At 75.6% G+C, this 10878-nt stretch carries 15 protein-coding genes; 3 read left to right on the top strand and 12 right to left on the bottom strand.

Annotation, left to right across the window (positions count from 1 at the left end; genetic code table 11):
- Positions 1-105: 105 nt before the first annotated feature.
- The 7 genes from ACI799_RS11140 to dapE form a co-directional block, all read right to left on the bottom strand.
- A complete protein-coding gene (locus ACI799_RS11140) occupies positions 106-273 on the bottom strand; it encodes a DUF3117 domain-containing protein (protein WP_012947303.1) in 168 nt (55 codons plus the stop codon).
- Between the two features lie 125 nt (positions 274-398).
- Positions 399-962 carry a DNA-3-methyladenine glycosylase I gene (locus ACI799_RS11135; protein ID WP_456597425.1) on the bottom strand — a complete coding sequence of 188 codons (564 nt, stop codon included), beginning with the start codon at positions 960-962 and terminating at the stop codon, positions 399-401.
- Positions 963-1022: 60 nt separating this feature from the next.
- On the bottom strand, positions 1023-1925 hold the full coding sequence (locus ACI799_RS11130; RefSeq protein WP_456613086.1) for a DMT family transporter: 903 nt from the start codon (positions 1923-1925) through the stop codon (positions 1023-1025).
- A gap of 70 nt (positions 1926-1995) precedes the next feature.
- Positions 1996-2448, bottom strand: coding sequence for an SRPBCC family protein (locus ACI799_RS11125; RefSeq protein WP_456587307.1), 453 nt, complete (start codon positions 2446-2448; stop codon positions 1996-1998).
- The gene (locus ACI799_RS11120) at positions 2441-2809 is read right to left on the bottom strand and encodes a DivIVA domain-containing protein (RefSeq protein ID WP_456613085.1); all 369 of its coding nucleotides are present in this window, start codon (positions 2807-2809) and stop codon (positions 2441-2443) included. The genes ACI799_RS11125 and ACI799_RS11120 overlap by 8 nt, the downstream gene beginning before the upstream one ends.
- 1 nt (position 2810) lies before the next feature.
- The gene (locus tag ACI799_RS11115) at positions 2811-3644 is read right to left on the bottom strand and encodes an LOG family protein (protein ID WP_456587305.1); all 834 of its coding nucleotides are present in this window, start codon (positions 3642-3644) and stop codon (positions 2811-2813) included.
- Positions 3641-4753 carry a succinyl-diaminopimelate desuccinylase gene (dapE, locus tag ACI799_RS11110; protein WP_456613084.1) on the bottom strand — a complete coding sequence of 371 codons (1113 nt, stop codon included), beginning with the start codon at positions 4751-4753 and terminating at the stop codon, positions 3641-3643. Before dapE ends, ACI799_RS11115 begins: the two co-directional genes overlap by 4 nt.
- 138 nt (positions 4754-4891) lie before the next feature.
- On the opposite strand from dapE, the gene dapD reads away from it, so the two are divergent.
- Complete coding sequence (gene dapD, locus ACI799_RS11105) at positions 4892-5875, top strand: 2,3,4,5-tetrahydropyridine-2,6-dicarboxylate N-succinyltransferase (RefSeq protein WP_456599702.1); 984 nt, start codon at positions 4892-4894, stop codon at positions 5873-5875.
- Positions 5876-6001: 126 nt separating this feature from the next.
- Here the strand turns inward: dapD and ACI799_RS11100 are convergent, their stop codons facing one another.
- Positions 6002-7111, bottom strand: coding sequence for an alpha/beta fold hydrolase (locus ACI799_RS11100; RefSeq protein ID WP_456597431.1), 1110 nt, complete (start codon positions 7109-7111; stop codon positions 6002-6004).
- A 162-nt stretch (positions 7112-7273) separates the two neighbouring features.
- On the opposite strand from ACI799_RS11100, the gene ACI799_RS11095 reads away from it, so the two are divergent.
- Complete coding sequence (locus ACI799_RS11095; protein ID WP_456613083.1) at positions 7274-7987, top strand: hypothetical protein; 714 nt, start codon at positions 7274-7276, stop codon at positions 7985-7987.
- 53 nt (positions 7988-8040) lie between these two features.
- Positions 8041-8589 carry a hypothetical protein gene (locus ACI799_RS11090; RefSeq protein WP_456613082.1) on the top strand — a complete coding sequence of 183 codons (549 nt, stop codon included), beginning with the start codon at positions 8041-8043 and terminating at the stop codon, positions 8587-8589.
- A gap of 13 nt (positions 8590-8602) precedes the next feature.
- On the opposite strand, the gene ACI799_RS11085 is transcribed toward ACI799_RS11090, so the two are convergent.
- The 4 genes from ACI799_RS11085 to fdxA form a co-directional block, all read right to left on the bottom strand.
- Complete coding sequence (locus tag ACI799_RS11085; RefSeq protein ID WP_456613081.1) at positions 8603-9055, bottom strand: anthrone oxygenase family protein; 453 nt, start codon at positions 9053-9055, stop codon at positions 8603-8605.
- Entirely contained in the window at positions 9052-9186 is a 135-nt protein-coding gene (locus ACI799_RS11080) for a hypothetical protein (RefSeq protein ID WP_456599705.1), read from the bottom strand. The genes ACI799_RS11085 and ACI799_RS11080 overlap by 4 nt, the downstream gene beginning before the upstream one ends.
- 129 nt (positions 9187-9315) lie before the next feature.
- Positions 9316-10452, bottom strand: coding sequence for a succinyldiaminopimelate transaminase (dapC, locus tag ACI799_RS11075; protein WP_456599743.1), 1137 nt, complete (start codon positions 10450-10452; stop codon positions 9316-9318).
- On the bottom strand, positions 10449-10775 hold the full coding sequence (gene fdxA, locus ACI799_RS11070) for a ferredoxin (RefSeq protein ID WP_012947287.1): 327 nt from the start codon (positions 10773-10775) through the stop codon (positions 10449-10451). Before fdxA ends, dapC begins: the two co-directional genes overlap by 4 nt.
- Positions 10776-10878: the final 103 nt, after the last annotated feature.

Below are 10878 nucleotides of genomic sequence, written 5' to 3'. Positions count from 1 at the left end.
CCCCCCCCCCCCCCCCCCCCCCCCCCCCCCCCCCCCCCCCCCCCCCCCCCCCGGGGCCGGGTCGTGTCCTGCGCACCGCCACCCGGGGGTGGAGCCGCGCAGAGATCAGCTGGTCGCGCCCTTCAGGGCCTCCGAGAGAGCGGCCGCCTCGTCGGGCGACAGCTCGACGACCAGGCGCCCACCGCCTTCCAGCGGTACCCGCATGACCAGGCCGCGCCCTTCCTTGGTGACCTCGAGGGGACCTTCACCCGTGCGCGGCTTCATGGCCGCCATGCGTGCCTCCTTCGCCGGCCACGCGCCTGCCTGCTGGCAGGAGCGAGGCGTCCGATGCTGTGAGCTCCGGGACAATGATCCCGTATGGGGGCGCTCCGTCCAACAGGAGGTCCGTCAGAGTGACCTCAGCCCGCCCCCGCACCCTCGGCCGGGTGTGCCCGGAAGCAGTCGGCGACGTGGTCGTCGACCATCCCGGTCGCCTGCATGAGCGCGTAGGCCGTGGTCGGGCCGACGAAGACGAAGCCGCGTCGCTTGAGCTCCTTGGCCATGGCCACCGACTCCGGGCTCGTCGCCGGCACGTCGGCGAGGGTGGCGGGGCGAGGACGCGGCCCGTCGGGCGCGAACGACCACAGCAGCTCGGACAGCCCTTCGGGCAGCTGCTGCGCCGCCCGGGCGTTCGTGACGGCCGCCGCGATCTTGGCGCGGTTCCGGACGATGCCCGCGTCGGCCATCAGCCGCGCCCGGTCCTCGTCGGTGAAGGCGGCCACCGCGTCGATCGCGAAGCCGGCGAACGCAGCGCGGAACGCGGGCCGCTTGCGCAGGATGGTGATCCAGGAGAGCCCCGACTGGAACGCCTCCAGGCACAACCGCTCGAACAGCGCGTCGTCACCGTGGAGCGGGACCCCCCACTCCTCGTCGTGGTAGGCGATGTACTCGGGGGCGCTCGTGGCCCAGGCGCAGCGCTGCACGTCCCGGACGCTAGCCCTGCCCACCGACGACCCTCCGCCGGGCAGCGGGCTCCGCACCGCTCAGCGGGCCGCGGCGTCCACCGCCTCGACGCTCGGCTCGGGGCCCTGCTTCCCGCGTCGGGTCGCCAGGACGCAGCCGACCAGCACCAGCGGCAGCCCCAGGGCGAGACCGAGGGTGAACGGCTCGCCGAGCAGCAGCACCCCGAGCAGCACCGCCACGGCCGGGTTGACGAACGTGATGACCAGCGCCCGCTGCGGCCCCACCTCGCGGATCAGCGCGAAGAACAGGGCCAGGGCCACCGCGGTGCAGAGCAGGCCGAGGGCGAGCAGCGACAGCTGCGCCTCCCCCGACGCATCGGCCACCCGGCCGAGCCGTGGGACGGCGAACGGCGCGTAGACCACCGCGGTCACGAGCAGCGCGAGGGAGCTCGCGGCCACGCCGGGCACCTCGGGCAGGGCCCGGCTGACCACCAGCGGCGCCGTGGCGTACCCCACGACCACCAGCCCGACGGCGACGAGGGGCAGCAGTTGCGCGCCATCGATGTCCAGGCCGAGCAGGACCGCGATCCCGACCACGCCGATGCCCATGCCCAGCACCCGCACCGGGGTGAGCCGCTCCTCCTCCCCGGCGAGCCGGGCGGCCAGGGCCGCCACGAACGGCACCGCGGCCACCAGCAGACCGGTGAGCGAGCTGGACAGGGTCTGCTCGGCGTAGGCGAGCAGCAGCCACGGCCCGGTCATCTCCAGCACCGTGAACAGCAGCAGGGGCTTCCAGTGCCGCAGCGCCGGGCGCAGCTGGCCGCGGGCGACCGTCCAGGGCAGCAGCAGGGCCGCTCCGATCGCGCAGCGAGCGAAGACCACCACGACCGGCGACACCTCCTCGACGGCCACCTTGATCAACAGGTAGGGCACGCCCCAGATCACCGACATGGTGAGGAACAGGGCCCAGCCCCGCCGGCTCATGAACCCGCCTCCGTCGTCCCGTCGCGCACCGGCACATCCTCACCGATCGCCGGTCCCACCCCGCGGCAGGTCAGTACGTGCGGGCGAAGGCGGCGAAGCGCCGCAGCGACCAGCGGATCCCCAGGAGGGCGAACGGCCTGACCAGCACCCAGCCGACCCGGCCGAGCACCCCGTAGGGCAGGTCGAGCCGCTCGGTCCAGACGAAGGTGCTCTGCTCGCCCCGCGGCTCGATCTCGAAGATGCCCGGCCCTCGCACCAGCCGGCCGGTGTGCTGCACCTCGACCCGGCGCGGCGGGTCCCACGCCGTGATCACCATGGTGTCGAGGAACCCGAACCGGAACCCGCCGGGCGCCGGCAGCCCGGTACGCGCGGCCAGCCGGCCGCCGACGCCCTGCGCGGGCCCGTCGACGGTCCGCACGTCGGTCGCGAGCATCCACTCGCCCTGCCGCGACCAGTCGGTCAGCGCGGCCCACACCCGTTCCGCAGGCGCCTCGACCGCCACCCGCTCCACCAGCTCAGGCATCCCGCGTCCCCTCCCGGTCGGTCCGCTCGACGCCGGGATCGGTCGGCGCCTCCTGCCGGCCGTGTGCGGCCAGCTCGGCGCGGAGCGCCGCGATCTCCACGTCCCGCTCGTCCAGGGTCTGCGCCAGCTGGTCGAGCAGCCAGTCGACCTCGACCATCCGGTAGCCGCGGGCGGTGACCGCGATCCGCAGCGCCCGGACGTCGTCGGCCACCACGCGCCGGTCGTCGGGCAGCTCGACCGGCGACCGTCCCGGGTCCGCCGGCGGCTGGCTCTCGCCCCGCCCCATGAGCAGCGAGGCCACGAGGAAGAGTGCGCCACCGACCAGCAGGACGGCGAGCACGAAGAGGACGAAGGAGAGCACGTCAGGCGTCGGACGGGCGGGTGTCGACGGGCGCCCGCATCCCCCCGCCGCTGTCCCCTGCCTGGCGCGCCGCCTCGGCCGCCTGGATGACCGCCACCGCCTCGGCGACGTCGTCGGTCACGGTGACCAGGTCGAGATCGCCGGGGCTGATCGTGCCCTCGGCGATCATCGTGTCGCGGATCCAGTCGATCAGGCCTGACCAGTACTCGCTGCCCATGAGCACGACCGGGAAGCGGGTGACCTTGCGGGTCTGCACCAGGGTGAGCGCCTCGAACAGCTCGTCGAGCGTGCCGAAGCCCCCGGGCAGGATCACGAAGGCCTGCGCGTACTTCACGAACATCGTCTTGCGGACGAAGAAGTAGCGGAACGAGATGCCGACGTCGACCCACTCGTTGAGCTCCTGCTCGAACGGCAGCTCGATGCCCAGCCCGACCGACATGCCCCCGGCCTCGGAGGCGCCCTTGTTGGCCGCCTCCATGGCCCCGGGGCCGCCCCCGGTGATGACGGCGTACCCGGCCCGGGACAGCGCGGCCCCGAGCTCGACGCCGGTGGCGTAGTGCGGGTGGTCCCGCGGCGTCCGGGCGCTGCCGAACACGCTGACCGCGCGCGGCAACTCGGCCAGCAGCCCGAAGCCCTCGACGAACTCGCTCTGGATCCGCAGCACCCGCCACGGGTCCGTGTGCACCCAGTCGCTGGGGCCCCGCTTGTCGAGCAACCGCTGGTCGGTGGTCGACCCCTGCCGCTGCGGGTCGGGCTCGCCGCCGCGCAGCATGATCGGGCCGCGGTGGCGGGTGGGCCGCGGCCGTCGGCCGTCGGACGGCGGGGTGGCGGTCATGCGGTGCTCCCGGAGAGGTAGGAGGTGAGGGCGTCGACGGTCGGCTGCAGCCGGTCGACCAGGACGTGCTCCTCGCGCGTGTGGGCGAGCTGGGGGTCGCCCGGCCCGTAGTTGATCGCGGGGATGCCGAAGGCGGCGAACCGGGCGACGTCGGTCCAGCCCAGCTTGGCGCGCGCCGGGCGGCCCACGGCGGCCACGAACGCGGCGGCGGCCGGCTCCGCGAGGCCGGGCAGCGCCCCACCGGCGTTGTCGACGACGGTCAGCGTCGCGCCCGCGGCGATCGCGTCGGCGAAGACCTCGCGCACGTGCGCCTCGGCGGCGTCCTCGTCGCGGTCGGGGGCGTAGCGGAAGTTCACGGTGAGGGACGCCGCGTCGGGGACCACGTTGCCGGCGACCCCACCGGCGATGCCCACCGCGTTGAGCCCCTCGCGGTAGGTGCAGCCGTCGATCTCCACCTCGCGCGGCCGGTAGGCGGCCAGCACGGCGAGCGCGCCGGCCAGCCCGTGGATGGCGTTCTCCCCCAGCCAGCTGCGCGCGCTGTGCGCCCGGCGGCCCTTGGTCGCCAGCACGGCCCGCAGGGTGCCCTGGCAGCCGGCCTCGATCTCGCCGTCGGTCGGCTCCAGCAGGATCGCCAGGTCGCCGTAGAGCCAGCCGCGCCGCTCGCGCGCCACCCGACCCAGGCCGTTCTTCACCGCCTCGACCTCCTCGTTGTCGTAGAAGACGAACGTGAGGTCGTGGGCCGGCTCCGCCCCGGGGACGCCGAAGACGGCGGCCAGCCGCAGCATCACCGCGTCACCGGCCTTCATGTCGCTGGTGCCGCAGCCGTAGAGGCGGCCGGTGGCCTCGTCCAGCCGGCTGGGCACGTTGTCGGCGATCGGCACCGTGTCCAGGTGCCCGGCCAGGACCACCCGGGTCGGCCGCCCGAGGTTGGTGCGGGCGAGCACGGCGTCGCCGATGCGCTCGACCTCCAGCCCGCCCAGCGCCCGCAGCGCCGCCTCGACCGCGTCGGCCAGGGCCGCCTCGCTGCCCGACACCGACGGGGCGTCGACCAGGGCGCGGGTGAGCGCGAGGACGTCGGCGGACAGGTCGAGCGGCGGCGGTGTGCTCACGACGAGGAAGCCTAGTGAAAGGACCTGACTGCCCCCCAGGACTCGCTGACGCTCGCCCCGGGTCCCTGCAGCCAGGCCGCTCCTGCCCCTCACCACCGGCCGCGGCGGCACGGGGAGGCGCTGGGTAGCGTCGTCGTCGTGACTGACGCAGCGTCCGCCCCCGTCTCCGCATCCGCCGCCGGCCTGGCCACGGTCACGCCGTCGGGCACCGTGCTGGACACCTGGTACCCCGAGCCGCGGCTCGAGGCCCCCGCGGGCGCGGCCACGGGGACCACCCGCCTGGGCGCGCTCGAGCTCTCCGGTGAGCTGGGGCCCGACTACGGCGGCCTGGTGCGCCGCGACGAGGCGCGCGGGGTGGAGGTCATCGCCGTCCGCACGGTGATCGCCGACCTCTCCCAGCCGCCGGTGGACACCCACGACGTGTGGCTCCGGCTGCACCTGCTGTCCACCCGCCGGATCAAGCCGCACGAGGCGAACATGACCGGCGTGTTCGGCCTCCTCACGAACGTGGCCTGGACCAGCGCCGGGCCGGTGGAGGCGGCGACGTTCAACGCCCACCGGCTGCGGGCGGCCCTCGGCCACGTGACCGTCTTCGGCGTCGACAAGTTCCCGCGGATGGTCGACTACGTCATCCCGTCCGGCGTGCGGATCGCCGACGCCGACCGGGTCCGCCTCGGCGCCCACCTGGCCGAGGGCACCACGGTCATGCACGAGGGCTTCGTCAACTTCAACGCCGGCACGCTGGGCCCCTCGATGGTGGAGGGCCGGATCAGCGCCGGTGTGGTCGTCGGCGCCGACAGCGACATCGGCGGTGGCGCCTCGATCATGGGCACCCTGTCGGGCGGCGGCACCCAGGTCATCTCGATCGGCAGCGGCTGCCTGCTCGGCGCCAACGCGGGGATCGGCATCTCGCTCGGGGACGGCTGCGTCGTCGAGGCCGGGTGCTACGTCACCGCCGGGTCACGGGTCACGCTGCCCGACGGCTCCCAGGTGAAGGCCAAGGAGCTCTCCGGGCGCAGCGGCCTGCTCTTCCGGCGCAACAGCGTCAGCGGCGCGCTCGAGGCGCTCCCGCGCGACGGCAACTGGGGCGCGCTCAACGCCGACCTGCACGCGAACACATAGGAGAAGGACCCCCTGCCCCCCACCGCTCGCACGCTCGCGGCGGGACCCTGCAGGGGGCCATCGGGTCGTGCCTGCGCGGAACCCTCCGGGTCCCACTCGGTGCGACGAGCCCATGTCGGCGGGGGCTCAGGCCGACGTTTCCGCGGGGACGTCGAGGTGCTCCAGCAGGGCCACCACGAACTCCTGGGGCCGCTCGACGTGCGGGGAGTGCCCGACCCCGGGCAGGACGACCTCGCGGTAGGTGCCCCCGGCCGCGGCGTACCGCTCCAGCACGGCGCGGGTCTGGGCGACCATCGGCTGCGGCGGGCAGACCGCTTCACCCGGCCAGCCCGGCACCGCACCCAGCTGTCCGAGGTGGGCCAGGTCGAACACCGAGGTGTCCGACACGATCGCGTCGGCATCCCCCCGGATCCACAGCACCGGGGGCTTGCCGGCCAGCTCGGCGACACCCGACACGTCCATGACCGTCGGCGCCATCGTGTTCAGCACGCCGCGCTCCCCGGGGGCCGCTCCCGGCCACGTCGGGCTGGGCACGGAGTCGCCCGGGTAGTGGTCGGCACCGGTGCGGGTGGACAGCATCGAGGCGACGAAGACGTCCTCCATCGCGGGGTCCAGCGGCAGGGACCCCGGAGCCACGTAGAACGCCCGCAGGATCGACCGCGGACTGGTCGGGCTGTCGGCGCTCGTGTCGCCGGCAGCGAGCGCGGCGACGAACTCGGGGTTGGCCGCACCGCCCCCGGAGCCCGCGCCGTCCTCGGCGAGGCGGCGCCCCTCCGGCCCAGCCGTGCCGCCGAAGCCGTACGGCGATACCGGGGCCACCAGCGTCACCGAGGCGACCCGCGCGGGCGCGTCGAGCAGGTACTGCAGGACGACGCCCGCGCCCATGCTCCAGCCGACCAGGTGCACCCGCTCGACGCCGAGGGTCTCCACCAGCGCCGCGACGTCGTCGGCCCAGTCGCGCACGCCCCGGCGCGCGTCCACCGGGAGCGGATCGGTGTCGCCGTAGCCGCGCAGGTCGACCGCGACCGGCCGCACGCGCGTCACCTCGGCCAGGGCCAGCAGCGGTTGCTGCCAGAAGAGCGCGGAGCTGACGTTGCCGTGCACGAAGAGCACGACCTCGCCGCCGGCGGCGCCGAGCTCCGCCGGCTCCACGGCGGCCGGGTGCACGACGTTCTGGGTCAGTCGCGGGGTGGGCACCCGCGTGGCGGTGATCCCGGGCAGCAGGACGTCAACCATGGCTCCTCCTCGACGGCGGGCACACGCTATCGGCGCCGTCCGGCTGGGAACAGCCCCTCCCGGAGGGCTCGCCCGCGCGTCCCACCTCCGGCGCGCCTCGCGCCCCTGCACCGTGGCCGCGTCCGAGGAACGGCCGGGAACGGCGCTTACAGTCGGTGGACGATGACCAGCCCCCGCACCGCGACGCACCACGCCGCAGCCCGGGCGCGCAGCACCACCCGTGCCCGGCCGGCCGCCCGCCGCCGTGCCGCCGGGCACGGCGGCGCACGCCGCGGCACCGCGCGCCGCCCCCGCCGGCGCCCTCCGGCCCGCCGCCCGGCGGCCCAGCGGCCCGGCCGGTCCGGGGGCGCCACCGGGCTGGTCCGGTGGTGGCCGGCGCTGCTGGTGACCGCCGCCCTCCTCGCCGGCGCGGGCTGGGGTGCCGAGCGGCACTGGCAGCCCCCCGCGACCGGCACCTGCACCGTGCCCGACGGCTCGGTCACGGTCACCGCCGAGCAGGCCGCCAACGCGGCCACCATCGCCCGGGTCGGCCGGGAACGCGGGCTGCCCGACCGGGCCGTCGTCATCGCGCTGGCCACCGCCCAGCAGGAGTCGCGGCTGCGCAACCTCGACTACGGCGACCGCGACTCCCTGGGGCTGTTCCAGCAGCGGCCCTCCCAGGGGTGGGGCACGCCCGAGCAGGTGCGCGACCCGGTGTACGCCGCCGGCAAGTTCTACGACGGGCTGGTGACCATCCCCGGGTGGGAGGCGGGTCGGCTGACCGAGATGGCCCAGGCCGTGCAGCGCTCGGGGTATCCGGAGCTGTACCAGCAGTGGGAGGGCATGGCGCAGCAGCTCACGGCCGCCCTGGCCGCGGAGACGCTCGACTGCGCCTGACGACGGCCGGGCGCCCGGTCCCGGCGCGCTCGGGGGTCCCCCGGCGGGGGGACGTGGCGGGCGCGACGCTCAACGAACACCTCGGCGGCACCGACGTCCTCGCCATGACGATCGCGTCCGACGACCTCCCCCGCGCGGTCCCCGCCGCACCCACCGACGTGACCGCCCTCCTGCCCTCCCGGGAGGCGCTGCTCCAGCGACTGGCCGACGAGCTGCCGGCAGCGGGCCAGCAGCCCACCAGCCTCATCGCGCTCGGCCTGCTGCGCCGTGACGACGGGTGGCCCACCCCGCCGGACACGCTGGCGCAGGTCACCACGCTCCTGGCCCGCTCCATCCGCGGGGACGACTGGGTGGCCTCCTGCGGGCCCGCGGACTTCGGCATCGTGCTCGCCGGTCCGGTGCCGGCCGCGCAGACCGCCGCCACCCGGCTGGTCTCGGCGGTGCTCGCGCTGGGCATCCCGGGGGTGTCCGCGGCGGCGGGCATCGCGCCGGTGGACGTCGCCAGCCGGGCCGGCGAGATCTTCCGCCGCGCCACGCTGAGCCTCACCGCCGCGCGGCGGGTCGGCCCCGGCACCGTGATCCAGTACCGCGAGCCCGTCTGACCGCCCCGGGGGGTCACGCCGGGCCGACGAGGAGGACGGCGGCGAGGGCGGCAGCCAGCGCCCGGACGCCGTTCCACCAGGTCCACCGGCGGACCCAGCGGGTCCAGTCCCCCGGAGCCGCGGCGTCCGGCCGCCACCGGGCGAGCGCCTCGTTGAGCGGGACGTTGGCCGCGACCGTGACGCCGACGACGCCGACCAGGTAGAGCAGTCCCGCGGCGAGGACGCCCGGACGGCGGGCGCCGGCCAGCTCCGCGCCCCCGGCGGCCAGGCACAGCACCGCCGTGCCGAACAGCAGGGTGAGGAAGACCGGGCGGATCGCCGTCCGGTTCACCGACTGCATCGCCGCCACCCCCACCGGGGAGGGGACGGCCACCAGGGCGGGCATCACCACCAGGCTGAAGACGCTCAAGGCCCCGGAGACGAGGCCGGCGCCCAGCGCGCCGGCGTGCACCAGCACCCCGGTCACCGGAGCACTGCCGGTCGCACGTGCGCCGCCACGTGCTCCCCGGCGGGCTCCACCCGGGAGCGGCGGCCGCCCACCACGGGGCTCCCGGTGGTCCGGGTACCACCGGTCACGAGGATGGCCTCCGATGTCATGACCCGAGTACAGGCGACGCCGGACGAGACGGTCCATTGCCGCGACGCCGCTTCACATGCGCGGTCGTCCACGGTTCCGGAGACGGACCCCGTCCCGGCCCCGCCCCTGGCCACGGCCGGCTGACCTCGTCAGGCGGCCAGGCGCTCCGCCGCGGCGTCGATCCGCTCGTCGGTCGCGGTCAGCGCCAGCCGGACGTGCCGCGCCCCGGCCGGGCCGTAGAAGCTGCCCGGGGCGGCGACGATCCCGAGGGTGGCCAGCCGGTCGATGGTGAGCCAGCAGTCCTCGTCCCGGGTGGCCCAGAGGTAGAGGCCCGCCTCGGAGTGGTCGATCCGCATCCCGGCCGCGCGCACCGCCGCGGCCAGCCGGTCCCGCCGCCGGCGGTACCGCTCGCGCTGCGCGTCGACGTGCGCGTCGTCGTCCAGGGCGGCGGCCATGGCGGCCTGCACCGGCCCCGGCACCAGCAGGCCGAGGTGGCGGCGCACCTCCCAGGCACGGCGCACCAGCGCCGGGTCACCCGAGAGCAGGCCGCCCCGGTAACCGGCGGCCGTCGACTGCTTGGACAGCGAGTGCACGGCCAGCAGGCCGGTGTGGTCCGCGCCGGCGATCTCCGGGTGCAGGATCGACCGGGGCGCCACGTCCCAGCCCAGCGTGATGTAGCACTCGTCGGCCACGACGGGCACCCCGTGCGCTCGCCCCCAGGCGACCCATCGCCGCAGCTCGTCGTCGGTCAGCACCCGCCCGTGGGGGTTGCCCGGCGAGTTGAGCCAGACCAGCGAGACGGGTGGGTGGGCAGGCGTCACCGCGTCGGCCGGCGGGGTGTCGCTCCGGTGCACGGCCAGGCCGGCGAGCACGGCGCCGACCTCGTAGGTCGGGTAGGCGACCTCCGGGACGACCACGGTGCCGGCGGCGCCGGACAGCCCCAGCAGGGTGGGGAGCAGCGCGACGAGCTCCTTGGAGCCGACCGTCGGGATGAGCGAGGGCTCGGCGCCCAGCGGGTCGCCCACGTGCACACCCAGCCGCCGGCGGAGCCAGTCCGCGGCGGCCGTGCGCAGCTGCGCGGTGCCCAGCGCGGTCGGGTAGCCGGGAGCGTCGGCCGCCCCGGCGAGCGCCTCGCGCAGCACCGCGGGTGTGCTGTCGACGGGCGTGCCGATCGACAGGTCGACCACACCGCCCGGATGCTGGGCGGCCCGCGCCCGTGCACCCGCCAGGGAGTCCCAGGGGAAGTCCGGAAGCGCCCGGGGCGCGCCGGGGACCGGAGCGGTCAGTGGCCTTCGCCCTGGGGCGGGAGCGCGGCCACCAGCGGGTGGTCCTTGCCGATCTTCCCGGTCTTGGCGGCGCCACCGGGGCTGCCCAGGTCGGAGAAGAACTCCACGTTGGCGTTGTAGAAGTCCTTCCACTTGTCCGGGACGTCGTCCTCGTAGTAGATGGCCTCCACCGGGCAGACCGGCTCGCACGCCCCGCAGTCGACGCACTCGTCGGGGTGGATGTACAGCATCCGGTCGCCCTCGTAGATGCAGTCCACCGGACACTCGTCGATGCACGCCTTGTCGAGAACGTCGACGCAGGCCTGGGTGATGACGTAGGTCAAGGGGTTCCCTCCCGGGGACTCTCGGGCGGCGCGCCGGCCGGGGCCGGTCGCGTCAGATGCACCCCTAGTATCACCTCCCGCGCCGGTCGACGTGCCACGGGCC

The sequence above is a fragment of the Blastococcus sp. SYSU DS0753 genome, assembly GCF_054051175.1.
The sequence above is the reverse complement of the archived record's forward strand: the minus strand, read 5'-3'. Positions and strand labels throughout refer to the sequence as shown.